Here is a 26,139-nt window from a genome sequence, read left to right on the forward strand (position 1 = left end):
GTGGCCCGCACCGAGTACTACGACGACCCGAATGCGCCCAAGCCGAACAGCATGGTCGTCGCCGCATCCGCCGTCGTCACCGACGACCACGGGCGCATCCTCCTCCAGCGCCGCCGGGACAACGATCTATGGGCGCTGCCCGGCGGTGGCATGGACCTCACCGATTCCCTGCCCGGCACGGCCGTCCGCGAGGTCAAGGAAGAGACCGGCCTGGACGTTGAGATCACCGGCCTGGTCGGCACCTACACCGACCCGAAACACATCATCGCCTACACCGACGGCGAGGTCCGGCGACAGTTCAACGTCTGCTTCACCGCCCGCATCACCGGCGGCCGGCTGGAGATTTCCGACGAGTCCACCGAGCTCCGGTTCGTGCCGCCGGAAGAGATCGAGCAGCTGCCGATGCACCACACCCAACGGCTCAGGCTCCAACACTTCCTGGAACAGCGTGAAAGGCCCTACCTGGGCTGAACCGGCTGACGGCAGTAGCGACGGCAACAGCCACGGATTTCCCCGTACAACCACGGACACCAGCGGAACCCGAAACCTGCGCTGACCAGCGAAGGAGCAGGTGAAAGGGGGTCGCGCTGCACACGTACTATGTGCTGGCGGGGCCACGCCGGTCCTGGTGCATAACTGCGGAGAGACGGTTCTCTACCGCTCGCCGGCTGAAGGAAAGCGAGCGAGTGAGGAGCGGGGCCTCAATGCGGATAATCATTCAGGGCCTAATCCCACTGCTTATCTCTCCAATAAACCGGAGGGGCCCCACAGTATGCCGGAAACGGGCATGAAATGGGATTCCATTGGTTTGTGATGAAGTCGGGGTTCCGAGAAGCCTTCGGGGATTTTGAATTCGAGTTGCCGAACTCGAATGGTGTTAACGGTCTAACTGAATGGAGAATACCGGCCGGCAGGATTGAGGAGTTCAACTCGTACATCGATCACAGCAAGACCCAATGGTGGGACGCCGCGCTGGGGCACTTCTATCCGCCATCTGGGTAGGTGAAAGAAAATAGTGGGGTGGGCGCTGCAAGCGTGACGCTGGCAGCACCCACCCGCTTCAGGGAGAGTGCTGACTCAGGGGGGAATGATGTCTGGCCATGGCACGCGTGACCGGTTCGGTCGATACTGCGAGTTGCTGGATTCTCTTACCGGTGCGACGTCTGTCATCAGCGACGTTGAACCGCGGGTGATAGGAGACGGGCCGGTTCGCGCCATCTCATACATCGGAACACCGGAACCTGGATACGTTACGGGTTTCACCTATGGACTCTCCCTGTCTCGTCATGCAGATTGGGGGGAAAGGGGGTGCGAACTGTCCATCACCGTTCGCTCTGGTGACGTCGAATGGGCCCAGGTTCCCGCAAGGGTGGTTGCCGCATTGCGAGGTATCTGCCCCTTTAATCCGGGGCAAGTTCTTGGGTATAAAGAGCCGTATGTTGGAGGTTCTTTCATGAGCAGCATCGTCTTGGCTGAGCCCGCCCTTGAGCTTGGCGCGGGGTCGCTCGATCTAGGCGGCGAGGAGGGCGGCGCGAAAGTTCCAGACGTGGTCGAAATTTTCGGAGCCTATCCGATTCATTCATCAGAGCGGGAGTTCGCTTACTTGCGCGGATTTAATGCGCTTTGGGGCCTGGATTGGGATCGTTTCGACCCCACGCGTGCGCCGGTAGCAGAATCATCCTGGTAGCACCTCAGAGGCCGAGCGAGTGGGCAGCGAGAGCTACCCACCCTTTGAAGGTGCTGACCTGGAGCCCGTCCCCGCCTGAGTAGCCGGGGTGCCCCGTGACCAACCTGCACTCAATCAGAGCCCGTCGCCGTCCGCTGCAACAATCCCCAAGTGAACTCGGCAACGACCTTCCGCGCCCTCCCCTCCGCATCCGGCGCCGTGAACGCCAGCCCCCAGCGGGTCGGGGCCGACCCCTCCAGGGGCCGGGCCGGGGTGAAGGCGTGGGCGGCCTCGTCGACCGTGCAGGACCAGGGGGTGAGGTCGTCCAGGGTTCGCAAGTGCGGGCCCTCGGCGCCGGGGGCGCGGACCAGCCACTCGTTCCAGGCCGCGCCGTTCGGGGCGACGAGGACCTCGAAGCGCAGGTCGGCCCAGAGGGGGACCGGCCACTGCATGGCCTCGCACTTGAGGTCGCCGATGGTGCGCAAGGTCGTCGATTCGGGGGTGCCGAGGATCGAGCGGTAGCGGGACGCGGCCGCACGCGACCGCGGGGAGTGCAGCATCGCCTGCCAGCGTTTGTTGGCCTCGCGCATGTCCGCGATGGAGACGCCCAGTTCAGTCCGTGCGTCCGCCACCAGGTCCGGATTGTGGTCGGCCATGCGGCGCAGCAGGACCAGCTGGAAGTCGAGGGGGGTGAAGGGGCCTTGGGGGCGCGTTGCGGACGGCATGTCCCCCATCGTCGCTCATCTCGTCGCTCACCACGCGACCGCCCGGACGGCGGCCGTCCGGCAGGAACAGGACCGAATTGACGTAGCGGGAGTGGTGGCGGAAGGGGAGGACGCGGGGGAGCAGGCCCTGGGAGACCACGTGGGCGGCCTGCGCCTGGTGGGCCTCCAGCGGGAAGGAGGCCAGCGGGACCCAGGCGTCGCCGGGCAGGACCCAGCCGTCGTAGCGGAGGAGGGAGAGGTAGGTGACGACCCGGGCTATCGGCTGGATGCGGGCTTCCAGTTCGACGAACAGGGCCGGGCGGTCGCGGGAGAGGATGGCCGTCGCCCCGCGCAGGACGGCCAGTTCGCCGCCGTCGACGTCGATCTTGATGAAGTCGACATTGCGTAACCCCAGGTCGTCGAGGGCTATGCAGCCGACGTTCAGCGCACGGCTGTGGATGTCGCGACGGACCAGGGAGGACACGCCCCGGTCGCCGGAGTCGTCCGCCGGGAGCCAGAGACGGGCCATGCCGGGGCGGTCGGAGGCGGCGGCGCGGATCACGCGGACGTTCGGCGGGGCCCCGTCGGCGAGGAGACGGGCCAGGTGGGGGACCGGTTCCACGGTCACCACCTCGCGGGCACGGCTTGCGAGGCGGTGCGTCCAGGGGCCGTACCAGCCGCCGATGTCCACCGCCGTGCCGCAGTCCGGCGGGCACAGCTCGCCGAGCCGGGCCAACTCCGGTTCGAAGCGTGGGTACACGGCCCGGGCGGCGGCCGCGACGAGACGGGCCGGGAGGAGGGGCGCGATGCGGGCGGCGAGGGTTCTGGGGGCCGGGGGCGTCATGGGGCCATCCGTTTGAGGAGTTCCTCGTGTTCGTCGTCGGAGACCTGCTCACCGGACGAGGGCAGCAGCTGCGGAATGCCGTCGACGAACGGGTAACGGCGGCGCAGGCGTGGGTTGTACAGCAATTCCTCGTCCTCGTCGTCAGCGGTCGTGACCAGGTGCAGTCGGCCCTTGTCGAGCGGGCACGCCAGGATCTGGAGCAGGGGGTCGTCGGGTTTCATGGGGTGGTGTCAACTCCTTGGCTCCGATGGAGGGTTGGGCGGCTGCCTGACGGTCGTGCTTGGGCATCGTCAGCAGTACGGCGATCGCCAGCGCCGTACCCGCGAGCCGCAGCGCCAGCCGCAAAGGCTCGTGCGGCAGTGCCTCGCCGAACGACAGCGTGCCCAGCACCGCCGTGTACAGACAGGTCACCGTCGTGCACACCGGCACGATCAGCGAGGCCCGGCAGCGTTGCAGTGCCGCCTGCGACATGACCAGCCCGAACGCGCCGGTGAACAGCAGGAGATACGGATACGGGGAGCGGAGCAGATGGACCAGCGCGTCGCCGATCCCGCTCGTCGTCAGGTAGTTGGAGACACCCTTGATGGCGAGCGAGCTGACGCCGTACAGCACGCCCACCGCCACGCCGTACTCGACGCCGGTCGTCGGCAGCCGGTGCCGGTGGCGGGCGCGGCGCTCGGCGGAGCCGTACAGCCAGACGCCGGCGGCGAGCGAGGGCACGCAGACGAGGAGGATCAGCGGGTACGGCGCCTCGTTGCCCACCTTGTCCGAGTCCTCCCGCAGGGACAGCACCACCATCAGCAGCGCGGCGAGGATCGCGCCGAGCGCGTACCGCTCACGGCCGGTGGTCTCCTCGCCCAGCAGCCGGGCCGACAGCAGCACCAGCAGTACCAGGCCGGACACGAAGATGCCCTGCGCCGCGGCGATCGGGAGCGTGCGGTAGACGACCAGCTGCGCGGCGAAACCGGCGGCGAGGGACAGCGAACCGCCGATCCACAGCGGGCTGCCGAGGACGAGCCGCAGGAGCTTCGCGGGTTCGCGCACGCTGACCTGGGGCAGGGCCGCCAGTGCCCGTTTCTCCAGGACGAAACCGGTGCTGTACAGGACGTTCGCCAACAGGGCCGCGGCCACTCCCCACCACATCGGCTACGTCCTTCGCGCGTGCAGGAGCAGGATCGAGGCGAGCGGTGCTCTGGAGCAGGCGAGCCGGTCGAGCGGCCGCAGGGGACGCGGTACGCCGTGGAAGGGGGCCCCTTTGAGCCGTACGACTTCGAAGCCCGCCGCGGTGACGTACTCGCGGAGCGCGCGGGCCGTGTAGAGCCGCAGATGCCCTACGACTTCCCGCCCCGGCCGGCCGTGGATCGCCCGCAGGCTGACCTCCGAGAAGACCGGCTGGACGCCCGCGAGGAGGAGCGCGCGGTTGTACCAGGCGGCGAGGTTCGGGGTGGACAGCATCAGATGGCCGCCCGGGCGCAGCACCCGGCGGATCTCGTCCAGGGCGGCGTCCGGGTCGACGAGGTGCTCGATCACCTCGCTGAACAGCACGGCGTCCGCCGAACCGTCCCTGAGGGGAAGGCAGTTGAGTTCGCCGCGCAGAGTGTACGGGACTCGGGTGCGGGCTCGTTTCAGGGCGTCCTGGGACCAGTCGACGCCGATGATGCGGTGGCCGGGGACGAAGGGGGCGGTGGTGGCGGCCGCTGTTCCGTCGCCGCAGCCGATGTCGAGGATCGTGCGGGTGCGTCCGGCCGGTGTCGGTGCACCGAGGGCGGCGGCGAGGAGGCGGGCCTGGCGGAGGGTGCGGGGGGTGCCGGAGGCGACGGGGACCGCCGGGTTCTCGTAGAAGTCGCGCAGCTCGGGCCGGGGTGGGGTGGTCGTCGTCATGGGAGTCATGGGGCCACCTCCGTGGTGTGCAGATAGTGCTCGAACAGGTCGCGCAGATGGGCGCCGTCGCCGTGGCTGAGCAGGGCGCGGGACCAGCGCAGGGCCAGGTGCAGGCGGCCGTTCGTGGAGGCGGTCGTGACGGTGAGGCCGCGGGGCATCCTCGCCGGCGCCGAGAACCAGACCGCGTGCGCGCGACCGGCCTCCTCGCCGAAGTCCAGGGCGTACGGGACGCGGCCGATGTTGCTGAGGAGCGTCGTCGAGGTCCAGGGGGCGGCTGTCCTCCGGAGGGTTCTGGTGAGGGCGGCGCGCCAGGACACGGGGGTGACGGGGGCGGTGAGGAGGGCTGCTCCGTGGCCGAGTTGGGGGCGGGGGAGCGACTTGAGGGCCCGGGTCCGGACTGCGGTACGGCTCAGCAGTGCGGGCATGTCCGCCGGGTTCAACTCCTCCGGAGTGAAGGGGACTTCCACCAGGCGGGTGCCGTTGCCTATCGGCATGGTCGTGTCCCGGGGGCGGTCGTCCACGGGCATCGTGATGCGGAGCGGGCGGGGTTGCTCGCCGTGCTCTCTGTTCCAGTGGGTGATCATCAGGGCCGTGGTGACCATGAGCTGGTCGTTCACCGTGTACGGGGAGCCCTTGGGGCGGTGCGGGAGGGGGAGTTCGGTGACGAGCATGCCGTTGCCGGGGGAGGGCTCGGGGGTGCCGGGCGCCACCCGCGCGGGGGGTGACCAGTTGGAGGGGGTCTCTTCGGGCTGCGGTGCGGTTTCCGTCGGCCGGATGGGTGCGCCTGCGGGTGAGTTGTCCTGGCCGCCGTAGAGCTCAGCGGCGGTAGCAAGGACTCGGAGGCAAGCTGGGCCGTCCAGGGCCGTGTGGTTGATGGTGAGGAAGAGAACGGTGCCACTGCGAGCGGGGTTACTTGCGTGACCGGTGTTGCTGTGGGCGGGTGGGGTCGCTCGCCCGCGCTGACGGGGTGCCGCTGCGCCCACCCGTGCCGCCCCAGCGGCACGACTGCCCGCAGCGGCGGCGGGTTCGCCCACGGCGTCGCTCGCCTCGCTCCCCTCCACCGGTCCCGCCCCCTCCACCACCTCCAGGCGTATGGGCGGCGAAGCCGACAGTGGGGGTGCCTCGACGAGTGCGCGGGTGCGGGCGTCACGGAGGGCGTCACGGCCCGGTGGGAGGAAGGTCACCGCGTCCACGTCGGGATCCGCTGTGAGTTCCCACTCGTACCGTCGGCGGTACCACCGTCCCGACGCCTCCCGCATGAGGATGCGGGGGTGGCGGTGCAGGGCCTCGTTGAAGGCGGTGCGGAGGCGGTCGGGGTCGAGGTGGCCCGGGAGGTGGACCTCGATGTGGACGGTTTCCGGCTCCTCCTCCTGGAGGCAGTGGCGGGCGATCTCGTCCACGACTGGGAACGGGATGCGCGCAGGCGGTCGTACGGGATGCTCGGCGCGATGCTCCAGTGCGGTCATGCGACCTCGCCCCCTTCGTCGTCCGCCCGCCGTTCCCGCCGTTCCCGCGGCTCCCGCACACTCACCAGGCCCGCGAACAGGCCGATCAGCGCGAGGAGTTGGGCCGCCGGACCGAAGGCTCCCTCCTCCGCGCCCACCGGCTGCCCGGCGCCCACCGCCGCCGCGATCGCCGCCCCCGCGAGGGCGACGAACGCGATCGGGACGAGGAGCGCGTGCCGTCGGTGGGCCAGTAGCGCCAGCGCGGGCACCAGCAGCGCGAACCACCCGGCGATGACCGCGCCCACCAGGGTCAGCGCCACCGTGCCGAGCCAGAGGCCGGGCGGCGGGGGCACCGGCTGCGGTTCGTCGGGGTTCGGCGCGCGTCGGCGCCACAGCACCAGGCCCACCAGGGCCGCCACCGCGACCCCGCTGCCGATCAGCGCGGCGTCGTAGGTCGTCGCCGGCTCGTACGACAGCTTGACCGTGCCGCCCGCCCCGGCCGGGATCCGCCAGCCCTGCTGCCAGCCGTCGAGGCGGACCGGGGAGAGCTCGTCGCCGTTCAGCGTCGCCTTCCAGCCGTCGTTGTAGTTCTCGTAGGTCGTGAGGTACGTGGCCGCGCCCGCCCCGACCGTCACCTGGCGCCGGTCGCCCAGCCAGTCACGTATCCGGAGGTTGCGGTCCGCCGACGTGGGCTCGGCGAGCGCCCCGCCGCGTGTCAGCGTCACGTCCGTCAACGCCAGCGGCCCGGCGTCCCCGCCCTCGACCCGGTGGGTGCCGGACGTCAGCTGCAACTCGGCGTCAGCACGCCGTTCCTGACAGGGCGTCACCTGCACGGGTCGCCGTTCCGTGAGGTCCCGCACCGTCCCCCGCGCACTCGTCTCGTAGAGCTCCCCGTCGACCGCCAGCACGGGTCCCTGCCCGCACGGGAGTGAGAAGGGCCGGGTGGCCGCCGGCTGCGGGGTGCGGTAGCGGTCGAGGGCCGGGATGTACGCCTCCGTCAGGCCCACCGGAAGCCGTAGGTCCTCGTCGACGACCGGGTTGTGCAGGGTCAGCGGGGCCGTCGCCGTGACCGTGATGTCCAGTCGGTCCGTGGTGATCGGCGGGAAGCGGACCCAGCCGTTCTCGTCGACGCCGGCGAGGGCCGCGCCGTCAGGGGAGCTGATCTGCACCTCGGTGGGGCGGGTGGACAGGCCGCCCGCGGGGGCCAGGACCAGTTCGCCGACGGGCTGGTCGCCGTTCCAGCGGAGGTGGATCGTGGGGCGGTCGCCCGCGATCCAGGCCGTGGTCAGGTCGCCGTCGGTGAGGTTGCGCGCCGACAGGCCGGCGCCGAGCCGTGCCGTGGAGTCGGCGGTGGCGACGATGCGGTTCTGCTGCTCGGGCGCGACGTCGTACAGCAGCCGGTCGAGTTCCTCGCCCGGCACCGGCACCGCGCTCGCCGTCACCTCGTACGTCCCCGCCGTGCCGGTGGAGAAGCGGCGGTGCAGGCCCGCCTCCGTGCCCGTCGCGGAGAGACCCGTGGGGTCGGTCGTGCGGTGCAGCGAGACGATCTCCGTGGCGGCACTCGCGTCCGCCGCGTCCGTCGGCAGCCGCAGCATGCGCGTGACCTGCACGTCCGGCAGGGAGACCTCGGAGAAGCCCGCACCCGTCAGACCCGTGTGCCGGGCCACGGAGTCGACGATCGTCAGCCGCATCCAACTCGTCCCGCCCGCGGGCGCCTTGATGGTCTGCGTCATTCCGTCCGGGCGGAGGTCGCTGGTCCGCACCCCCTTCTCCGTCTCCACCCGCACCCGGGTCGCCGCCGACCGCACACTGTCCTGCGGCAACGGCGTCACCTTGAACGACGACGGCATGTCGTACGACTCCGTGAGCCCGATCCGCAGCCACTGCCCGTCCGGCGAGCCCGCCGCGCCCTCCGCCCAGGCGGTGTCGGGGTTGCCGTCGAAGGCGTTCACCGGGTCGTACTGCGGAAGATGGAAGAGCCAGTTGCCGTAACTGGAAGCCGTGACCGAGCCGGCGCCGCGCAGTTCGGCGACCGTCTGGTGGGCGAGGCCCTCGGTCGGCAGGATCTGGTGGGGTTTCCCGCGCGCGTCCTGGGCTGCGTCCGGCGCGTTGCGTTCGTCGCGGGTGTACGTGTACGAGGTGTTCGCGTTGACGAGACCGAACCGCGTGTCCGCGCGGCGCAGTCCGTCGCCGACCACCTGCACGGACGGCGTGCCGAGCCCGGGGTGGTTGTCACCGGTCAACACCGTTGCCCGGCCCCGGAGTTCGGACGCCAGCGGCAGCAGCGCCTCCGGGCCGCCGGAGACCGCGGCCGTGTCGGCCACCGGCAGCAGGGCCGCCTGTCCGGGGCGCGGCACCCCCTCGTCCGCCGGCGGCTGGTAGATCTCCACCGCCCGCTGCCTCGGGTAGAGGCCCTCGACCGCGAGCGGGGTGTCCTCGGCGATCCGGCCGCCCGTCATGACCGGGCCCAGGCCCTTCACCCGGACGTAGCCGGACTGTTCCAGGGTGCGTTTGACGGTCGTGGTCGGTACATAGCCGATCTGGTCGGGGTCGAGGTCATTGCGGACGACGACGTAGTGGAGGCCGGAGCGGCTCAAGTAGTCGGCGAGGCCCGGGACTTCGGCGCCCGACATCAGCGCCTGCTCCACGGCGTCCATCGCGCGCCGGTTGCCGGGGGTGCCCATCGGGACGTAATCGCGTTGCGCCCAACGGGATTCGGCCACGACGTCGAGGGGCTGGTCGATCGTCGAGCCCCAGGTGTAGATGCCGTGGGCGGTGGCCGGGACGACCAGGGCGCGCGAGTCCGGCGAGTACTCCTTCAGCCAGTCCGCCGTCGCCGACCAGTACTTGGGGATCTCCTGGAAGGAACCCGGGTTCAGGATCGAGCCGTTGAGGTACGGCCACAGCAGCCCCGGCAGCACCAGAACCGCCGCGATCAGCGGAGCGAGGCGGCGGCCGCGGACCGGGCGGGCGCCACGCGGTTCGGCGGCCACGCCCACCAGGTGGGCGAGACCGAGGACGAGCGCGAGGGCGAGGCCCGGCTGGAACTTGTAGATGTTGCGGAAGGGGGCCAGACCGCCGTTCAGCCAGTCCTGCACCACCCCGTGGAAGGGCGCCCCGAACGCCCCGCCGTACCCGGCGAGCATGATCAGCGCCACCGTCACGACGGTCAGCACCAGCCAGCGCCGCTCCGGCAGGTCACGCCGGGCCAGTCCCGCGAGGCCGAGTCCGGCGGCGAGCGCCGAGCAGACGATCACGACGACCGAGGCCACGACGGTCCAGCCGGCGGGCAGCCAGGCCTCGCCGAAGTGCAGATAGGCGACCCAGTTCCCGGCGCCGCGCAGCGCCTCCGTCGCCGCCATCGTGTCCGTCGTGATCTGCGAAGTCTCCACGTACGGAAGGAAGTTCTCGCCGTAGACGCCGAGCAGCAGCAGTGGGATCCACCACCAGGCGGTCGCCAGGATCACGCCGGGCACCCACCAGGCGATCAGCTTGCGCTGCCGTGGTCCGGACGGGCGGGAGAGCAGATACAGCCCGACCGGCAGCAGGGACGCAAGCGTGGCGGCCGCGTTGACGCCGCCCATGAAGGGAACGAGGAGCGCGGAGCGGAGGGCGGCGACCCGGGCGGTGTACCGCTCGTTCGTCAGCGGCAGCAGCACCCAGGGGAGGAAGGCGCCGGGCAGTGCGGCCGCCGAGGTGGAACCGACGACGATGGTGAAGGTCGGCCACAGCGCGTAGGCCACCGCCGCGAGCAGTCGGGAGCCGCCGCTGCCGATCCGCAGCCGCTCGGCCAGCCGTAGCGCGCCCCAGAAGGCGACGGACACGATCAGCGACAGCCACAGCCGTTCCGCCAGCCACACAGGCAGCCGGATGAGATCGCACAGCCAGTAGTACGGCAGCATCGGCCACAGATAGCCGACGTACTGGTCCGAGATCCCGCCGAAGGAACCCCGGTCGTGCCACAACTGGCCCAGATCGGCGAGGAACTGACCGGGATCGACGGTCACACCGAGCTTGGTGTCGAAGGTCTGCCGCCCGGGGTGCACCGCGAGCAGCAGCACGAGAACCACGGCCCAGAACCCCAGCAGCCAGCGCCGCGACCGCGGGCCGTGCGGCGGGCCCGACGCGGTCGTGGTGGGGACGGCTGCCGGAGGGGGAGCCTGGACCGTGGTCGTCATGTGGGACACCGCCGGAGGACGAGGAGAAGGTTCCAGGTGGCGACCTCACGGATGCCCGGCACTCTGACGACGGTTTCCGCGAGGAACGGCCAGTAGCGGGAGCGCGCCGAGACGACCGTGACGTCGTCCCGGGCGCGCACCTGCCGCAGGGTGGAGCCGATGTGCACGGCGAACAGGTTCTCGCCGAGGGTGTGCTTGGCGGGCTTCCCGGTACGGCGCCGGTAGCGGGCGCGGGCCCGTTCCGCCCCGAAGTAGTGCCAGGGTGCCCACTCGTGACCGCCCCACGGGGACAGCCAGTTGGTGAACGACACATAGATCAGCCCACCGGGCCGCGTCACCCGCACCAGCTCACTCAGGAACGTCTGCGGATCGGCCACGTGCTCAAGAACGTTGGACGAGAACGCGACGTCCGCGATCCCGTCGTACAGCGGCAGCAGATAACCGTCCGCGATCACGGCCGAGTCGGGAGGCTTCCCGCCCAACTCCCGCACATCGGGCTCGAAGAGATGGGCCCGTGCACCACGCCGCCGGAACTCCTCGGTGAAGTACCCACTGCCCCCACCGACATCCACGACGGTACGCCCGGCAACGGACCCGTCGTAGGCCTCGACCTGATCGACGGCATCACGAGCGAGCAGCGAATAACAGGCGTCGGGATCGTCCTGCTCGCGAAGGAAGGCAAGAAAGAGGGCAAGCGACCGCCGAAAAGAGGGATCCTTCCAACGAGGGTGCGGCAAGGCGCCCCGATAGGGGCGCGGAGAACTGCGCGACCAGCCACGACGAACCCGCAGTCGCGAACCACCCGCACCGCCACGGCGAATGGGCGTCACGACGGCCAGCCCCTCACCGCCTCGGACGCAACGACCCGGAACTGTCTCACCGTCCGATCCCAGCGATAGCGCGCCGCATGCTCACGAGCAACCTTGCCCATCACCTCACGCCGATGCGCGGACAGCGCCAGCGCACACCACGCCGCCGCGAACGACGACTCACCGTGGGCCAGCACACCCGTCTCCCCGTCCACGACGGAGTCACGAAGCCCGGGCACATCGAACGCAACCGACGGAGTCTCCCGCGCCGCGGCCTCGGTGACGACGAGCCCCCACCCCTCCACCGCGGAGGGATGCAGCAACAGCCAGGCCGCGCACAGCAGCCGGTGCTTCTCGGCTTCACTGACGTGCCCCTTGAACTCCACGCCGGGACCGGCGAGTTGCTCCAGCCGCCCCCGCTCGGGCCCGTCGCCGACGATGACCAGCCGCCCACCCGTCACCGGCCGCACCCGCTCCCACAGCCGCAGCAGCAGATCGATCCGCTTGTACTCGACGAGCCGCCCCACCGCCACGAACAGCGGCTCGGACGAGCGGTCGGCGCGCGGGCCGGGGTCCTCGACCCCGTTGTGGACGACGCGGATCCGGTCCCGTTCGACGCCGATGCCACGCAGTGCGTGGGCCGTCGAGGGGGAGACGGCGACCAGCAGGCTCCGGTGCTGCGCACCGGTCAGGGCCCAGTGTTCGAGTCTTCGGCCGATCCGGGCGGCCGGGGCCAGTGGCCCGCCGCCGAACCGCATCTTCCACAGATCGGTGTGGACGTGGTTGACCAGGCGCAGGGTGGGACCGCGGTGCCACATCGGCGCGAAGTACGGCATGCCGTTGCACACCTCGACCAGCAGATCGCAGTCGCCGACCTGCCGGGCGAACGCCGAACGGGCGCGCAGAAAATGGCCGTACTCACCGCCCGCGGACACGACCCGGTAGTCGCGGAAGGCGGCCGGGCCGCCGCACAGCAGGGTCACCTGGTGGCCGAGCCGGGTCAGTCCGTCGGCGAGCCGGTCGACGAGCAGCTCGGAACCGCCGGCGGCGGGGTTGCCCAGGTCCCGATGGGCGAGAAAAACGATTCGGCGCGGAGGTGGGGGGAGCGCCGGGGGATGCTGCGGCGCCCGGGGGAACGCGGCGCGCAGAGGGACGGGCACGTGCTGGGGCATCGGTGCTCCAACTCGTCTCAGGGTGCGGAACTCAAGTGGGGGAAGAACGCGGTGGGACGGGAGTGGTGCGTGTGGGGGTGGGGTGGATTTCGTCTGTGAAGGGGTGGAGTCGGGGTTGGGCCCTTCTGTGAACGAGGGGATTTCTCCTGTGAACGGGGTGTGGGCGCACTGTGTTCAGATGTGGGAGTGGACAGTTTTCGCCCAGCGGTTCGAAGCTGCTACTCACCGGCGTGACAATTTCCGGGCTTTGTGGAGCTGACGGAACATCACATCGTGAGCGTCGGTGGGTATTGTTCGGATTCCTCGCCGGTTTCCGGATGTTTCCGCCCACGTATCACCAGAACGCCACCCACCACCGCGAGTACGAATCCGGCCACCGCCGCACCCACCGGCAGGGTCCGCCCCACCAGGCGCAACTGCCCGCTGTCCTCCTTGGCCCGGTCGACCGCGAACTCCTGCGTGTCGTCCGTGAACGAGATCTTCCGGCTGTCCAGGAGCACCGCCGCATCCGTGTCGCCGCCCGGCGCGCGCAGCGTGCGGCGCGGGCCGGTCCGGGCGTAGAGCACCCGGCCGGTGGCCTGGTCGACGACCAGCTCGATGCCGTGGTTGGAGTACCACTCCTCGGCGAAGACCTGTGAGCGCTCGGGCTGGTCGACGATGGCGCCGGGCACGAGTCGCGTTCCGGTCCGCGTGGCCGGAACGGTCGCGGTGAACCGGTAACCCTCGTATCCCTGGATCTTCTTCTCGCCCCGGTACCGCAAAGTGACCGTGCGTTCCCCGGTGTTGTCCCACCACTGATAGGAGCGTTTCTGCACGTCGAAGGGGAATTTCAGATAGGCCTCGCCCTCGATGTAGGGCGTCTCGCCACAGCAGTGCACGGGCCGGTTGGTCCGCCGGTCGCTGACCCAGCGGTGCGGTACGAAGTCCAGCGCGTCGTGCGGATCGGCCGCCGGCAGCGACTTGTCGGTGTCGACGGTGGTCGTCACGTCCCAGACCGCGGCCTTCCCGCTGCGCTCGCTTGCGGCGACATCGCCGCGGACGCGCTGGGTGATGGTGATGTCCTGATCGGGGACGGTCTCGACCTTCTCCACGTCGAAGACGGAACCCGTGCCTTTGTAAACGGCGGTCTGGTCGATGTCGATCGGATTCACGGCGGCACGCGGCTCGACGTACCAGGCCAGCAGGGGCGCCAGTACCAGCAGGAACGTGCCGAGGCCGAGCAGGATCAGGGAGAGGGGTGAGGCTGTGCGGCGCATCCGGGCACTCCAGGGGCTCGGTTCGGAAAGTGCGCGTGCGGTATGGGCCGGGAACCGTAGGCGCACCCTTGACGGAGTGTCAATGGATTGTCGAGACTGAACCTCTGCCGGACGGGACCGGCATCGGGGTGAGGGCGACCTTTCGAGTACGTCTAGATCTGTCTAGATATGTCCGGAAAGGCTGACCCAGAGATGTCCAGACTGCTTGCCGCCGCGCTCACCGTGGCGGCCGCCGCCGCACTGGCCGTAGGAGCCGCTCTCGGAATCGTCGCGCTGCTGGAGGCGACGCCCGACCAACCGAACACCCCGCTGATCACGTACGAGCAAGCCGGCCAGGGGAGTTGACCGGTGCGGAGCCGCATGGGCGCGACACCGGCCGTAGCGCCCCGGAGGCGAAGTACATGACACAGCCCGCCCGTTCACCGGTCGCCCCGACGCGTTCGGCCTGGCTCGACGTCCCCCGTCTCCAGGTCCGCCGCTTCGCCGCGATCGCCATGTCCGAGGCCCCAGACCTGGCCGAGGAGATCCTGCGCGAGATCCGCCGCGAGTATCCCCACCTCCCCGTCGTCCTCGACGAGTCCGGCGAGCCGATGGCCCTGGTCGGCATCCGCCGTGCCATCGAGGTCTTCGTCCAGCACCTGGAGACGGCGGAGGGCCGGTTGTCGGTACCGCCGGGCGTCTTCCAGGACTTCGGCCGCGGCGAGGGCCTCAACGGCCGCAGCCTGGATTCGCTCCAGGCGATCTACCGCATGGGCGTACGACTGGCCTGGCGCCGTTTCGCCGAGATCGGCCAGCGCGTGGAGATCCCGCCCCCGGCGATGTACGAGCTGGTCGACGCGGGCTACGAGTACCTCGACGGCCTGGTCGACCAGTCGGTACGGGGCTACGCGGAGGCGGCGGCGCGGCAGGCCGGCGAACGGCTGCGCCTCCAGCGCCGGCTGATGGAGCTGCTGCTGGCCGAGCACCACCGCGGCGACCCGGCCGACGCGCTCGGCGAACGGGCCGCCCGGATCGGCTGGCCGCTGCCCGAGAAGGTCGCGGTGGGCGTACTGCTGCGCCCGGCCCGGGAGGCGGTGGCCCCCGCCGTCGGCCAGGGCGTGCTGCTCGACATGGAGTACGAGCAGCCCCGCATGGTCGTCCCCGACCCGGACGCCGCCGGCCGTCCCGAGCTGCTGCACCGCGCGCTGACCGGCTGGTCGGGCGCGATCGGCCCGCCCGTGCCGCTGGCGGACGCCGCGAAGTCGCTGCGCTGGGCCGAGGCGGCGGTACGTCTGATGGAACGCCGGCTGCTGCCCGGCGGCGACGTCCTCTACTGCACCGAGCACACCGAGGCGCTGGTCCTGCTCCAGCCCGAGGAACTGATCGACGACCTGGCCCTGCGCTGCCTGGCCCCGCTGGCCCACTGCGGCCCCACCCACGGCCGCCGACTCGCCGAGACCCTGCTCGCCTGGCTGGAGACCCGCGGCGGAGCACCGGAGGTGGCGGCCCGGCTCGGCGTCCATCCCCAGACCGTCCGCTATCGCCTCCGTCAGATCAGAGAACTGTGGGGCGACGAGATCGACAACCCGGACCGGCGCTTCGAGCTGGAGCTCGTACTGCGGGCGCAGCGACTGAGGGGACGGGTCGGGGAAGTGCAGGGCTGACGTCCGCTCCCGTGCGGATCGGGTCGTGCCGCCCCATTGCCCGGGGAAACGCACTTTGAGTAGCCTGTGTTCGCCATTCCGATCGGCTGTTGAAATTTCGAACACAGCCAGCGATACAAGGGAGGGGGCCGGAAGATGGGACGCCTCGTACCTGCCGTGACCCGGGCTCTCGACATTCTCGAGCTCTTCCTCGACGGGGACGGCACGCTCTCCGCCCCCGACATAGTGCGCAAGCTACAACTGCCGCGTACCACCGTGCACGAGCTGGTCACCACGCTCGCCGCCCGGTCGTACATCGTCCAGGTTCCGGGCCAGCCCGGACGCTATCGGCTCGGTGTACGTCCGTACCAGCTCGGCAGCCGGTACGCCGAGCAGCTGGACCTCGCGGCCGAGGGCCAGCAGGTCGCCCGGTCCGTCGCCGAGACCTGTGACGAGACCGTACACGTGGCGATCCTGGAGGGCACCGACGTCATCTACATCGCCAAGGTCGACTCCACGCACGCCGTCCGCATGGTCTCCGCGGCCGGCCGGCGGCTGCCCGCGCACTGCACCTCGGTCGGCAAGATGCTGCTCGCCTCCCTCCCCGAGCCGGAGCTCACCTCCCGCGTCCCGGACGACGCCCAGCTGGTCGCCATGACGCCCAACAGCATCACCGACCCCGGCGCCCTGCGCGAGGCCCTGGACGAGATCCGGCAGCGCGGCATCGCCGTGGAGAGCCGCGAGTCCAACCCGGACGTCTCCTGTGTCGCCGCCCCGGTCCGCGACCGCACCGGTCAGGTCGTCGCCGCGCTGTCCATCTCCGTGCCCATGATCCGCTGGAGCGACGAGCGCCGCGTCGAACTGGAACAGCTCGCCGCCAAGGGAGCCGTCGAACTCTCCGAGCGCCTCGGTCACCGGAGCGTGGGATGACCTACGCCTGCGACGTGGCGGTCCGCGCCGAGGCGACGCTCGGCGAGGGCCCGACCTGGGACGCCGACACCCAGCGGCTCCTCTGGATCGACATCCTCGGCGCCCGGCTGCACACCTACGAGCCCGTCTCCGGCCGCCGTACGATCCGCACCCTCAACCAGCACATAGGTGCCGTCAAGCCGCGCACCGGCGGCGGCCTCGTCCTCAACCTCCGGGACGGAGTCGCCCTCCTCGACCCCGACGACACCTTCCGCTGGCTCCACCACGAGCCCGTCCCGGGCCGCCGCGCCAACGACGCCGCCGTCGCCCCCGACGGCTCCCTCTGGGCCGGCACCATGCGCTACGACGAGGCACCCGGCGGCGGCACCCTCTCCCGCCTCACCGGCGCCGGCTCCGTCGAGACCGTCCTCGACGACGTGGCGGTCAGCAACGGCACGGGGTGGAGCCCCGACGGCCGGCTGATGTACTACATCGACTCACCGACCCGTCGCATCGACGTCTTCGACCACGAGAACGGCCGCGTCACGAACCGCCGTCCCTTCATCTCCACGGAGGACGGCGCCGGCTTCCCCGACGGCCTCACCGTCGACGCCGACGGCTGCGTTTGGGTGGCGCTGTGGGACGGCGCAGCGGTACGCCGCTACACACCCACCGGCGACCTGGACCGCGTGCTCACCCTGCCCACGCCGAGGATCACGGCCTGCACCTTCGGCGGCCCCGACCTGACCGACCTCTACATCACAACAGCCCGCGTCGGCCTCAACACCCCACACCCCACGGCAGGTTCACTCCTGGTGCTCCCAGCCGCAGGCAAGGGCCTCCCCCACCCATCATTCGCCGGCTGACTGCCCGCACCCGCACCCGAACACCTACTGCATCCCCACCCGCTTCAATTCCTCCGCAGTCAAAGGCGGCGCAGCCAACGGTGGCTTCAACGGCCCCACCACAGCCCCCAGCAAAACCGACGGAGTCAACAGCACCTCCGCCCGCCGCTCCAACGACGTCACGTCGGTCACACGGCGGGCGATCCGCCCGTTGCCGGTGGCCGTGTACATCAGCCGGTCCACGTACGCGGCCACGATCCGGTCGCGCAGCGTGGGCCCGTTCTCCGTGGCCCCCGGGTAGAAGACGTCCTGCCCGGTCGCCAGATCCCACGCCGCACCGACCGGCCGGGCCACCGCTTTCTGGATACGACGGGACAGACCGGGCGCGCCCCAGCCGCGACGCCGTACGACATCCCGCAGGATCAGGGCGCTCTGGGCGCCGACGGCCAGGCCATGACCGTAGACCGGGTTGTACGCGGCGAGCGCGTCGCCGAGGACCGTGAAGTTCTCGGGCCAGGCACGCATTCGCTCGTAGAAGTAGCGGCGGTTGGCGGTGGTGCGGGTGAAGGAGACGTCCGACAGCGGCTCGGCCTGCGCGAGGAGGTCGGCGATCACCGGATGCCGCAGCTCCTCGCGGGCGAAGCGGAGGAAGTCGTCGTCGGCGGGGGAGGGTTCGCCGCCGCGCGTGCCGCTGAGGGTGACGAGCCAGCGGCCGTTCTCGACGGGCAGCAGGACACCCGCCCGTCCGGGACCGCCCTCCCTCGGGTCCATCTGCACGTTGACCACCGGGAAGCCGCCGCGAGCCTGCTCGGGGGCGAGATGGAGCCGACTGGCGTACGCCAGGCCGGAGTCGACTTCGCGCCGAGCGGGTGCGGGCAGCCCGAGCTCGGTCAGCCAGCGGGGTGCTCCGGAGCCCCGGCCGGTGGCGTCAACGACGAGGCCGGCGTCGAGGGTGCGTTCACCGCCGTCGTGTTCGCGCAGCCGGACCCCGGTGACCGCCGACGAACTGCCCCGCAGTGCCAGCACCTCCGTGCCGCCGAGCACCTCGATGCGCTCGTCCGCGAGGACCCGTGCGCGGACGGTTGCGTCGATCAGGTCCCGTCCGGCGAGGATCATGTGGTGCGACTCGGGCCAGCGGCGGAACCAGCCGCGCGGGGAGAGGGCGACCATGTCCGTGGTGATCGGAGCCCTCCTCGCCCCGGCGGCCCGGAGCGCCTCGCCGATGCCGGGCAGCACTTCCTCCATGGCCAGGACCCCGCCGGACCACAGCACATGGACGTGGCGCGCCTGCGGCAGGCCCTTGCGGGGCGAGGGCTCCGCGGGCAGTTCGTCGCGTTCCACCACGACCACGCGGTCGGCGAGTCCGGCCAGGGCGCGTGCGGCGAGCATGCCGGTGTGGGATCCCCCGAGGACCACGGCGACTCTGGCGGGGGAGGGGCGTTCACTCATGTGCGGACATGCTCTCTGCCGGGACGGCCGCGCGGGCGCGTACCGCCGTGATCTCGTCGGGGCTGCGCAGCGCCTCGGAAACGGCGTGGATCTCCTGCAACAGGTATGCGGGGTCGGAGGTGGCGGTCTCGTCGCTGTCCGGGGTGCTGCCGCCGCGTCCGGCCTCCACGGCGTTCAGGATCGTCACGGCGGCGGCGAGGGCATGTGCCCGGCCGGGCTCGGAGCCGAGGGCGAGGGCGGCGTCGTAGGACCGCCGTCGCAGGTCCTCGTCGAGGTGGCGGGAGAGCTGGAGGAGCGCGTCGCGGATATAGGTCTCGCGGCGGATCAGCCGGATCTCGGGGGTCGCGCGCAGGGCGAGGGGCTCGCGGCGGCCCGTGACCGTCCGCAGCAGCCGGGCCAGCGGCTTGAGGCTCTGGCGCTGGCGGCTGACCAGCCAGCGCTCCTGTAGGTACTGCCCGGCGTGCGGGACGAAGACACCGGTCGCGACCATGGTGGCGCCGATGCAGGCGGCGGACGGCGCGATGTTGGTGTTGAGCCAGTCCAGGTCGTGGCCGGTCCACCGGGCCACGATGGCGGTGAACTTGGCGGCGCTGAAGAGGAGGTTGGTGACGTAGCCGACGCTGAGGAACCTCAGGCCCCAGCGCAGCCAGCCGTCGAGACCGTCGGTGCGGATCCAGGTCCAGATGAGCCGGGCGGTGATCAGACAGGCCACCGTGTGCACGATCAGGTAGAGGAGGATCTCCTCGCGCATGAACGGTGTGGTGGCGTAGTACGTGTCCAGGTCCTGGACCTGTTCGACCGGTACGTCGGCGAAGGCGAACAGCACCCACAGCGCGACCACCACGGCCGCGTAGACGGAGACAACCCACCGGGTCGCGCGCCGTGTCTGTGCCTGCCGCTCGGTACCGCCGTTGCGCCAGTGGATGACGAGCAGCAGCCAGGACGCGGACAGCGCGGTGATCAGGGAGTACACCCAGGGCGCCGCGATGTTCGGGACGCCGGTGACCCGGTTGGTCCAGGCGATGGTGCCCGGCGCCGCAAAGACGAACACCGCGCAGGCGAGCAGCAGCAGGCCGCCGACAGCGCGCAGCAGCGGGTCCCGCCACATCTTGACGATGCTGGGCAGTTTGATCGCCAGGGCGGCGCCGAGGACCAGGCCCGGGAGCCAGAACGAGACGTACAGCCCGGTGAGGAACTCCCCCGGGCCCTCGGCCAGTCGCAGGTGCGTCACCCCGCTCCGCCTCCGCCTCCGCCTCCGCGCCCGCGGTAGCCCAGGGACCTCTGCACCGGGTCGGACGGAGCCTCGCCGCGTCCGGTCACGAAGGGCCGGAAGGCCGCCGCGAGCCGGTGCCCGAAGTCGTCCGCCTCGGCCTCGTCCGCCTCGCGGGAGCCGTTGCGGGCGGCCACCGTCAGGGCGACGGAGTCCCAGCCGGGCCGTCCAGCGAGGGCGTGCGCCGCGGCCGCGTGATGGTGGGTGTGCCCGGCGTGCATGTGCCACAACTCATGGCCGAGGATGACCAGTTGCTGCATGTCCTCGGCGCGTTCCTCGACGATGACGAGGTCGAAGTCCTGGAACTCGACCCACAGGCCGGTCACTTCGATCTCGTCGGGGAAGCGCTCGAAGCGCAGCTCGACGGGGCGCCCGCCGCGGCGCGTGCTCATCTCCGCGCACAGCGCCGAGCACAGCGTACGGATGTCGGTCGGGGGTCTGGAGTCCGCGGAGATCGCGGCTGCGAGGTCGGCCGCCAGGGCACGCATGGCGAAGCCGCGTCGCGAGCTCCGCAGCGCCGTGGCGATCCGGGACGCCGTCCTGCGCGCGCCCGCGATGTCCATCGCACCCCCTTCGTCCCGCCGTTCGGCGGCTCGTCCGAGATTACGCGCCCGGAAGTGTGCACGTCATGCGATCCGGCGACCGTCGTTCAATCGGTAACGACCGCCGATGGTCGAAATTCGTGCACGACCCATTGACGTCGAAGCGCTTCAACTTTACGGTCCCGTTCGAAGTTACGAGCGCATGTCGATATCTCGAACAACCCGAGCAGATGGGGCAGGGAATGGGACAACCTGGCCTGAATCGCAGGCAACTTCTGGCCGCAGCGGGCGGACTGGCGGTCGCGGGCAGCTTCGGCTTCGCGGCACTCGGGACCGGGGCCGACGCGCTCGCCTCCGGTGCGGACACCCGGGTGCGCTACTGGAACCTCTTCAGCGGCGGCGACGGCTCCAACATGATCGCGATGCTGGACGCCTTCCGTGAATCCAACCCCGGCATCGACGTGAAGGACTCCACCCTCCAGTGGGGCAACCCCTTCTACACCAAGCTCGCCATGGCGGCCGCCGGCAACCGCGCACCCGACCTCGGCGTCATGCACCTCGGCCGCGTCACCGGCTTCTCGCCCGGCCGGCTCCTGGACCCCTGGGACGTCGGCCTGCTCGCCAAGTACGGCGTACGGGAAGCGGACTTCAACCCCGAACTCTGGAAGCGCGCCGTCGTCGACGGCAAGCTCTACGCCCTGCCCCTCGACATCCACGTCCAGCTCTGCTTCTACCGCAAGGACGTGCTCAAGAAGGCGGGCCTGCTCGGCGACGACGGCCGGATCGTGCCCGTGACGTCGACCGACGAGTGGTTCGACGTACTCAAGGAGGCCAAGAAGGCCACCAAGAAGGGGTTGCAGACCGTCGGGTTGTGGGTCAACGACCAGAACTTCCAGTGGTGGTTCTTCGTCGCCTTCTACACCCAGCTCGGCGGCACCTGGTTCGACGCCGACGATTCCGAGGTCACCTTCGACACGGACAAGGCCGTCCAGGTCCTGGAGTTCCTGCGCCGCCACATCACCGACGGGTACGCCGACCCGGGCATGGGCTCCGTCGGCGCCGAACAGTTCATCAACGGCGCGCCCTTCGCCTGGGAGGGCAACTGGTCGGTGCCGGTCTACTCCGGCGCGAAGCTCGACTACGGCGCCATTCCGCTGCCGCCCGTCTTCGGCGAGCAGGCCACCCACGCCGAGTCGCACGGCTTCGTCCTGCCGCACCAGTCCGGCCGAGGCGGCGCCACCAACGAGGCCGCGCACCGGCTCGCCGCCTACGTCGTCACCCACGCCCAGCAGTGGGCGGCCGGCGGCCATATCCCCGCGTACACACCGACCCTGTCCACGACCGCGTACAAGAAGCTCGACCCGCAGAGCGAGTACGTCTCCGCGATGGACCACCAGGCCACCGAGCCGAAGGTGTGGTTCGCGGGCTCCACCGGCATCCTCGCCCAGCGCATCGGCCCGATCGTCGTCTCCTCGACGCTGGGCTCCGCCAAGCCGGAGGCCGTCGCCGACCGGATGAAGAGCGCGCTCACCGAACTGCTCGCCATGAAGAACCCCATGGACGGCAGGACCGCGGCACAGGGAGGTACGGCCGCATGACCATTGCCGAGAGTGTCTTCGCACCGGCACGCGCCAAAACCGCCGCCGACAGCGCCACCGTCCGTCGCAAGCAGGGCTTCCAGCACGGCGGCTGGTTCGTCGCCCCCTTCCTCACCCTCTTCGCGCTCTTCGTGATCTGGCCACTCCTGCGGGGCGTCTACCTCAGCTTCACGGACGCCAACATCTCCGGCGACAGCACGAGTTTCATCGGCCTCGACAACTACCGCGAGGCCCTGAAGGACCCCCTGATGTGGGACGCCCTCGGCCACAGCGCCTACTTCACGCTGCTGGTCGTCCCCTGCATCACGGTCCTCGCCTTCCTCCTCGCGATGCTCGCCCACCACATCGAACGCGGCACATGGCTGTGGCGGCTGTGCTTCTTCGCGCCCTTCCTCCTCCCCTCCACCGTCGCGGGCAACCTGTGGCAGTGGCTGTTCAACCCCGGCACCGGCATGATCAACCACGTCTTCGGCATCGAGACGCCCTGGCTGACCGACAAGTCGTACGCGATGCTCGCCATCGTCATCACCACCCTGTGGTGGACCGTCGGCTTCAGCTTCCTGCTCTATCTCGCCGCGCTCCAGGGCATCCCCGAGCAGCTCTACGAGGCCGCCAAGCTGGACGGCGCGAACGCCTGGCACCGCATGGTCCGCATCACCCTGCCGCTGCTGCGCAACATCACCGGCCTCGTCATCGCCCTTCAGATCCTGGCCTCGCTCCAGGTCTTCGACCAGGCGGTGGTGATGATGGACTTCAGCCCCGGCCCGGAGGACTCGACCCGCACGTTCGTCCAGTACACGCTCGAAGAGGGCTTCACCAGCTACCGCGTGGGCTACGCCTCCGCCATCTCCATCATCTTCTTCGTGATCATCGCGGCCGTCGCCCTCGCCCGGGTGTGGCTGCTGCGCAACCGTGAGGAGGGCGCCCGATGACCACCGCCGTACCGATGAAGCCGCGCAAGGCGTGGACACCCAGCCAGATCATCCTCACCCTCCTCGGAGCGGCCGTCTCCGCGGTCTTCCTCGCCCCCTTCGCCTGGGGCCTGTTCACCTCCCTCAAGTCGGAGACCGAGGCGGTCGAGGTGCCCCCGCACTGGCTGCCGAAGGACTGGACGGGCCAGGCGTGGACGGCCCTCTTCGAGACCGGCAACATCACCAACTGGTTCGTCAACTCCCTCGTCGTCTCCGTCTGCGTCACGTCCGTCGTCCTGCTGGTGAGCGCACTCGCCGGATACGGTTTCGCGCGCACCGAGTTCCGCGGCAAGGGCGTCCTGATGGGCGTGGTCATGGCGGGCCTGATGATCTCCCCGGCGGTGCTGGGCGTACCGCTCTTCACGACGGTCCAGCAGATGGGGATGGTGGACACGTACTGGGGCATGATCCTGCCGCAGTGCGCGCCCGCCGCGATGGTCTACATCCTCTACAAGTTCTTCCAGGGCATCCCGCGAGAGCTGGAGGAGGCGGCATTCATAGACGGCGCGGGCCGCTGGCGGGTCTTCTTCACCATCGTCGTCCCACTCGCCCGCCCCTCGCTCGCGGCGGTCGGCATCTTCACCTTCATCGCGTCATGGAACAACTTCCTCTGGCCGTACATGGTCACCAACAACCCCGACCTGATGACCATGCCCAACGGCATCGCGACCGTCATGAACTCCTACGGCATCCAGTGGGCCCAGCTCATGGCCGGCGGTCTGATGGCGGGCCTGCCGCTTATCGTCGTCTTCGTCTTCTTCCAGCGGCAGATAGTGGCGGGAGTGGCGCACACGGGCCTAGCCGGTCAATAGGGGCAAGCCCAACGCCGCCAGGGGCGCGGGGAACTGCGCGACCGGCCCCCACGTACCCGCAGTCGCCACTGAATACGAACCACCCACCCCGAAAGGCGAACATGCACACCGCCCGCTTCACCCTCGACCCCGCCTTCACCGTCGGTGAGGTCAACCCCCGCCTCTTCGGCAGCTTCGTCGAACACCTCGGCCGCTGCGTCTACACCGGCATCCACGAACCCGACCACCCCACCGCAGATGCCGAAGGCCTCCGCACGGACGTCCTCGACCTGGTCCGCGAACTCGGTGTGACCGCCATCCGCTACCCCGGCGGCAACTTCGTCTCGGGTTACAAATGGGAGGACGGTGTCGGCCCCGCCGAGGACCGTCCCCGCCGCCTGGACCTCGCCTGGCACTCGACGGAGTCGAACCGCTTCGGCCTCTCCGAGTACATCGGCTTCCTCCGCAAGATCGGCCCCCAGGCCGAACCCATGATGGCCGTCAACCTCGGCACAAGGGGCGTCGCAGAAGCCCTCGAACTCCAGGAATACGCCAACCACACGTCAGGTACGGCCCTCGCGGACCTCCGCGTCACCCACGGCGACAAGGACCCCTTCGGCATCAAGCTCTGGTGCCTCGGCAACGAGATGGACGGCCCGTGGCAGACGGGCCACAAGACGGCCGAGGAGTACGGCCGAGTCGCCGCCGAAACGGCCCGTGCCATGCGTCAGATGGACCCCACCGTGGAACTCGTCGCCTGCGGTTCCTCCAGCCAGTCCATGCCGACTTTCGCGGAGTGGGAGGCGACGGTCCTCAAGGAGACGTACGACCTCGTCGACTACGTCTCGCTGCACGCCTATTACTGGCCCGAGAACGGCGACATCGACTCCTTCCTCGCCTCCGCCGTCGACATGGAGTCCTTCATCGACAACGTCGTCGCGACCGCCGACCACGTGGGGGCACAGCTCAAGTCGAAGAAGCGGATCAACCTCTCCTTCGACGAGTGGAACGTCTGGTACCTCCCCGAGTGGGAGGCGCACGCGAAGACCTTCGAGCAGGACGACTGGCCCGATGCCCCCCGCCTCCTGGAGGACAACTACAGCGTCACCGACGCCGTGGTCTTCGGCTCCCTCCTCATCGCCCTGCTCCGCCACGCCGACCGCGTGACCGTCGCCTGTCTCGCCCAGCTCGTCAACGTCATCGCGCCGATCATGACGGAGCCGGGCGGTCCGGCGTGGCGGCAGACGACGTTCTTCCCGTTCGCGCAGGCCTCGCAGTACGGCCGCGGGAAGGTCCTGGACGTACGGGTGGACTCACCGACGTACGAGACGGACAAGTACGGCGAGGCCGATCTGCTGCACGCCACCGCCGTACGCGCCGAGGACGGTTCGGTGACCGTCTTCGCGGTGAACCGAGGCCGCACCGCGCCGCTGCCGCTCGAAGTCGCCCTGAACGGCCTGGACCTGACGTCGGTCGTCGAGCACAGCACGCTCGCGGACGCCGATCCGGACGCCCGCAACACGCTCGACGACCCCGAGCGGGTCGCCCCGCACCCGGTCGAGGGCACGGCACTGAGGGACGGCACCCTCACCGCCGTACTGGAACCGCTGTCCTGGAACGTGATCCGGCTGCGCTGAGACCGGCGCGACCGGCGACAATGGGTGCATGAGGATCTCGGCACGGGCGGACTACGCGGTACGGGCTGTACTGGAGCTCGCCGTACGCCATGACGACGGCCCGGTGAAGGCGGAGACCATCGCCACCGTCCAGGACATCCCGCACAAGTTCCTGGAGGGCATCCTCGGCGACCTCCGCCGCGCCGGGCTGGTGGACAGCCGGCGCGGCGGCAACGGCGGCTATCGGCTGGCCGGGGACGCGGCGGAGATCACGGTCGCCGACGTGATCCGGGCCGTCGACGGCCCCATCGTGTCCGTCCGGGGGGTCCGTCCGACCGGCCTGGCCTACGCCGGGTCGGCCGAGCCGCTGCTGCCGCTGTGGATCGCGTTGCGCGCCAATGTCCGCCGGATCCTGGAGGGCGTCACCATCGCGGACCTCGCGGGGAACGCCCTGCCGGCCTCGGTGAAGGAGCTGGCCGCGGAACCGGCGGCCTGGGAGAACCCGTAGCGCCGTTTCTGAAATCGGCCGGTATCGGACCGACAGCCCCGACGTGCGACTGCTCCCTCTCCT

Annotated in this window: 24 protein-coding genes; 11 read left to right on the top strand and 13 right to left on the bottom strand. The window is 70.2% G+C overall.

All coding sequences use genetic code 11. The features are described 5' to 3' along the window. Positions 1-471: an NUDIX domain-containing protein gene (locus ACIHFB_RS08565; RefSeq protein ID WP_365278628.1), complete on the top strand. Its 471-nt coding sequence runs from the start codon at positions 1-3 to the stop codon at positions 469-471. 619 nt (positions 472-1,090) lie between these two features. Then, on the top strand, positions 1,091-1,687 hold the full coding sequence (locus ACIHFB_RS08570) for a suppressor of fused domain protein (protein WP_400126756.1): 597 nt from the start codon (positions 1,091-1,093) through the stop codon (positions 1,685-1,687). 110 nt (positions 1,688-1,797) lie between these two features. Here the strand turns inward: ACIHFB_RS08570 and ACIHFB_RS08575 are convergent, their stop codons facing one another. From ACIHFB_RS08575 to ACIHFB_RS08620, 10 genes are all read right to left on the bottom strand, one after another. Continuing rightward, a complete protein-coding gene (locus ACIHFB_RS08575) occupies positions 1,798-2,391 on the bottom strand; it encodes a hypothetical protein (protein WP_400126008.1) in 594 nt (197 codons plus the stop codon). Then, a complete protein-coding gene (locus tag ACIHFB_RS08580; RefSeq protein WP_365278622.1) occupies positions 2,279-3,214 on the bottom strand; it encodes an FkbM family methyltransferase in 936 nt (311 codons plus the stop codon). Before ACIHFB_RS08580 ends, ACIHFB_RS08575 begins: the two co-directional genes overlap by 113 nt. Beyond that, on the bottom strand, positions 3,211-3,435 hold the full coding sequence (locus ACIHFB_RS08585) for a Trm112 family protein (RefSeq protein ID WP_365278618.1): 225 nt from the start codon (positions 3,433-3,435) through the stop codon (positions 3,211-3,213). Before ACIHFB_RS08585 ends, ACIHFB_RS08580 begins: the two co-directional genes overlap by 4 nt. Then, a complete protein-coding gene (locus ACIHFB_RS08590) occupies positions 3,356-4,345 on the bottom strand; it encodes a hypothetical protein (protein ID WP_365279543.1) in 990 nt (329 codons plus the stop codon). The genes ACIHFB_RS08585 and ACIHFB_RS08590 overlap by 80 nt, the downstream gene beginning before the upstream one ends. A gap of 15 nt (positions 4,346-4,360) precedes the next feature. Then, positions 4,361-5,095 (bottom strand): class I SAM-dependent methyltransferase, encoded by a 735-nt coding sequence (locus ACIHFB_RS08595; RefSeq protein WP_400126757.1) that lies wholly within the window; start codon positions 5,093-5,095, stop codon positions 4,361-4,363. 5 nt (positions 5,096-5,100) lie between these two features. Beyond that, positions 5,101-6,561: a condensation protein gene (locus ACIHFB_RS08600; protein ID WP_400126011.1), complete on the bottom strand. Its 1,461-nt coding sequence runs from the start codon at positions 6,559-6,561 to the stop codon at positions 5,101-5,103. Then, a complete protein-coding gene (locus tag ACIHFB_RS08605; RefSeq protein ID WP_400126013.1) occupies positions 6,558-10,718 on the bottom strand; it encodes an alpha-(1->3)-arabinofuranosyltransferase family protein in 4,161 nt (1,386 codons plus the stop codon). The genes ACIHFB_RS08600 and ACIHFB_RS08605 overlap by 4 nt, the downstream gene beginning before the upstream one ends. After that, entirely contained in the window at positions 10,715-11,455 is a 741-nt protein-coding gene (locus tag ACIHFB_RS08610) for a class I SAM-dependent methyltransferase (protein WP_365278609.1), read from the bottom strand. Before ACIHFB_RS08610 ends, ACIHFB_RS08605 begins: the two co-directional genes overlap by 4 nt. A gap of 89 nt (positions 11,456-11,544) precedes the next feature. After that, positions 11,545-12,699: a glycosyltransferase family 4 protein gene (locus tag ACIHFB_RS08615; RefSeq protein WP_365278606.1), complete on the bottom strand. Its 1,155-nt coding sequence runs from the start codon at positions 12,697-12,699 to the stop codon at positions 11,545-11,547. Between the two features lie 266 nt (positions 12,700-12,965). Further along, positions 12,966-13,955: a DUF3068 domain-containing protein gene (locus ACIHFB_RS08620; protein ID WP_400126015.1), complete on the bottom strand. Its 990-nt coding sequence runs from the start codon at positions 13,953-13,955 to the stop codon at positions 12,966-12,968. 192 nt (positions 13,956-14,147) lie between these two features. Between ACIHFB_RS08620 and ACIHFB_RS08625 the strand changes: the two genes are divergently transcribed. The 4 genes from ACIHFB_RS08625 to ACIHFB_RS08640 all read left to right on the top strand — a co-directional run bounded on the left by ACIHFB_RS08625 (position 14,148) and on the right by ACIHFB_RS08640 (position 17,352). Continuing rightward, positions 14,148-14,300, top strand: a complete 153-nt coding sequence (locus tag ACIHFB_RS08625) for a hypothetical protein (protein ID WP_210574061.1) — start codon at positions 14,148-14,150, stop codon at positions 14,298-14,300. A gap of 56 nt (positions 14,301-14,356) precedes the next feature. After that, positions 14,357-15,598, top strand: a complete 1,242-nt coding sequence (locus ACIHFB_RS08630) for a helix-turn-helix domain-containing protein (RefSeq protein WP_365278599.1) — start codon at positions 14,357-14,359, stop codon at positions 15,596-15,598. Positions 15,599-15,733: 135 nt separating this feature from the next. Next, complete coding sequence (locus ACIHFB_RS08635) at positions 15,734-16,507, top strand: IclR family transcriptional regulator (RefSeq protein WP_365278596.1); 774 nt, start codon at positions 15,734-15,736, stop codon at positions 16,505-16,507. Next, on the top strand, positions 16,504-17,352 hold the full coding sequence (locus tag ACIHFB_RS08640; RefSeq protein WP_400126018.1) for an SMP-30/gluconolactonase/LRE family protein: 849 nt from the start codon (positions 16,504-16,506) through the stop codon (positions 17,350-17,352). Before ACIHFB_RS08635 ends, ACIHFB_RS08640 begins: the two co-directional genes overlap by 4 nt. Positions 17,353-17,376: 24 nt before the next feature. On the opposite strand, the gene ACIHFB_RS08645 is transcribed toward ACIHFB_RS08640, so the two are convergent. From ACIHFB_RS08645 to ACIHFB_RS08655, 3 genes are read right to left on the bottom strand one after another with little or no spacing between them, the layout of a single operon-like run. Further along, the gene (locus tag ACIHFB_RS08645) at positions 17,377-18,780 is read right to left on the bottom strand and encodes an FAD-dependent monooxygenase (RefSeq protein WP_400126020.1); all 1,404 of its coding nucleotides are present in this window, start codon (positions 18,778-18,780) and stop codon (positions 17,377-17,379) included. Further along, positions 18,773-20,011 carry an MAB_1171c family putative transporter gene (locus ACIHFB_RS08650; protein WP_400126021.1) on the bottom strand — a complete coding sequence of 413 codons (1,239 nt, stop codon included), beginning with the start codon at positions 20,009-20,011 and terminating at the stop codon, positions 18,773-18,775. The genes ACIHFB_RS08645 and ACIHFB_RS08650 overlap by 8 nt, the downstream gene beginning before the upstream one ends. Beyond that, on the bottom strand, positions 20,008-20,613 hold the full coding sequence (locus ACIHFB_RS08655) for a toxin-antitoxin system, toxin component family protein (RefSeq protein WP_400126023.1): 606 nt from the start codon (positions 20,611-20,613) through the stop codon (positions 20,008-20,010). Before ACIHFB_RS08655 ends, ACIHFB_RS08650 begins: the two co-directional genes overlap by 4 nt. A 221-nt stretch (positions 20,614-20,834) precedes the next feature. Between ACIHFB_RS08655 and ACIHFB_RS08660 the strand changes: the two genes are divergently transcribed. From ACIHFB_RS08660 to ACIHFB_RS08680, 5 genes are all read left to right on the top strand, one after another. Further along, a complete protein-coding gene (locus tag ACIHFB_RS08660) occupies positions 20,835-22,190 on the top strand; it encodes an extracellular solute-binding protein (RefSeq protein WP_400126025.1) in 1,356 nt (451 codons plus the stop codon). Further along, entirely contained in the window at positions 22,187-23,122 is a 936-nt protein-coding gene (locus ACIHFB_RS08665) for a carbohydrate ABC transporter permease (RefSeq protein ID WP_400126027.1), read from the top strand. The genes ACIHFB_RS08660 and ACIHFB_RS08665 overlap by 4 nt, the downstream gene beginning before the upstream one ends. Further along, entirely contained in the window at positions 23,119-23,973 is an 855-nt protein-coding gene (locus ACIHFB_RS08670; RefSeq protein WP_365278575.1) for a carbohydrate ABC transporter permease, read from the top strand. The genes ACIHFB_RS08665 and ACIHFB_RS08670 overlap by 4 nt, the downstream gene beginning before the upstream one ends. A gap of 101 nt (positions 23,974-24,074) precedes the next feature. Then, a complete protein-coding gene (locus ACIHFB_RS08675; RefSeq protein ID WP_400126029.1) occupies positions 24,075-25,589 on the top strand; it encodes an alpha-N-arabinofuranosidase in 1,515 nt (504 codons plus the stop codon). A 28-nt stretch (positions 25,590-25,617) separates the two neighbouring features. Then, positions 25,618-26,076 carry an Rrf2 family transcriptional regulator gene (locus ACIHFB_RS08680; protein WP_365278569.1) on the top strand — a complete coding sequence of 153 codons (459 nt, stop codon included), beginning with the start codon at positions 25,618-25,620 and terminating at the stop codon, positions 26,074-26,076. Positions 26,077-26,139 lie beyond the last annotated feature (63 nt).

This window comes from Streptomyces sp. NPDC051963, from assembly GCF_044593495.1.
In the GTDB taxonomy this organism is placed as follows: Bacteria; Actinomycetota; Actinomycetes; order Streptomycetales; family Streptomycetaceae; genus Streptomyces.

Excerpts from the sequence above, each read along its gene's own strand:
- ACIHFB_RS08670 (WP_365278575.1), top strand. The coding sequence starts at position 23,119 with ATGACCACCGCCGTACCGATGAAGCCGCGCAAGGCGTGGACACCCAGC.
- ACIHFB_RS08600 (WP_400126011.1), bottom strand. The coding sequence starts at position 6,561 with ATGACCGCACTGGAGCATCGCGCCGAGCATCCCGTACGACCGCCTGCG.
- ACIHFB_RS08660 (WP_400126025.1), top strand. The coding sequence starts at position 20,835 with ATGGGACAACCTGGCCTGAATCGCAGGCAACTTCTGGCCGCAGCGGGC.
- ACIHFB_RS08675 (WP_400126029.1), top strand. The coding sequence starts at position 24,075 with ATGCACACCGCCCGCTTCACCCTCGACCCCGCCTTCACCGTCGGTGAG.
- ACIHFB_RS08645 (WP_400126020.1), bottom strand. The coding sequence starts at position 18,780 with ATGAGTGAACGCCCCTCCCCCGCCAGAGTCGCCGTGGTCCTCGGGGGA.
- ACIHFB_RS08615 (WP_365278606.1), bottom strand. The coding sequence starts at position 12,699 with ATGCCCCAGCACGTGCCCGTCCCTCTGCGCGCCGCGTTCCCCCGGGCG.
- ACIHFB_RS08570 (WP_400126756.1), top strand. The coding sequence starts at position 1,091 with ATGTCTGGCCATGGCACGCGTGACCGGTTCGGTCGATACTGCGAGTTG.
- ACIHFB_RS08665 (WP_400126027.1), top strand. The coding sequence starts at position 22,187 with ATGACCATTGCCGAGAGTGTCTTCGCACCGGCACGCGCCAAAACCGCC.
- ACIHFB_RS08680 (WP_365278569.1), top strand. The coding sequence starts at position 25,618 with ATGAGGATCTCGGCACGGGCGGACTACGCGGTACGGGCTGTACTGGAG.
- ACIHFB_RS08620 (WP_400126015.1), bottom strand. The coding sequence starts at position 13,955 with ATGCGCCGCACAGCCTCACCCCTCTCCCTGATCCTGCTCGGCCTCGGC.
- ACIHFB_RS08655 (WP_400126023.1), bottom strand. The coding sequence starts at position 20,613 with ATGGACATCGCGGGCGCGCGCAGGACGGCGTCCCGGATCGCCACGGCG.
- ACIHFB_RS08585 (WP_365278618.1), bottom strand. The coding sequence starts at position 3,435 with ATGAAACCCGACGACCCCCTGCTCCAGATCCTGGCGTGCCCGCTCGAC.
- ACIHFB_RS08575 (WP_400126008.1), bottom strand. The coding sequence starts at position 2,391 with ATGCCGTCCGCAACGCGCCCCCAAGGCCCCTTCACCCCCCTCGACTTC.
- ACIHFB_RS08630 (WP_365278599.1), top strand. The coding sequence starts at position 14,357 with ATGACACAGCCCGCCCGTTCACCGGTCGCCCCGACGCGTTCGGCCTGG.
- ACIHFB_RS08625 (WP_210574061.1), top strand. The coding sequence starts at position 14,148 with ATGTCCAGACTGCTTGCCGCCGCGCTCACCGTGGCGGCCGCCGCCGCA.
- ACIHFB_RS08605 (WP_400126013.1), bottom strand. The coding sequence starts at position 10,718 with ATGACGACCACGGTCCAGGCTCCCCCTCCGGCAGCCGTCCCCACCACG.
- ACIHFB_RS08640 (WP_400126018.1), top strand. The coding sequence starts at position 16,504 with ATGACCTACGCCTGCGACGTGGCGGTCCGCGCCGAGGCGACGCTCGGC.
- ACIHFB_RS08635 (WP_365278596.1), top strand. The coding sequence starts at position 15,734 with ATGGGACGCCTCGTACCTGCCGTGACCCGGGCTCTCGACATTCTCGAG.
- ACIHFB_RS08580 (WP_365278622.1), bottom strand. The coding sequence starts at position 3,214 with ATGACGCCCCCGGCCCCCAGAACCCTCGCCGCCCGCATCGCGCCCCTC.
- ACIHFB_RS08595 (WP_400126757.1), bottom strand. The coding sequence starts at position 5,095 with ATGACGACGACCACCCCACCCCGGCCCGAGCTGCGCGACTTCTACGAG.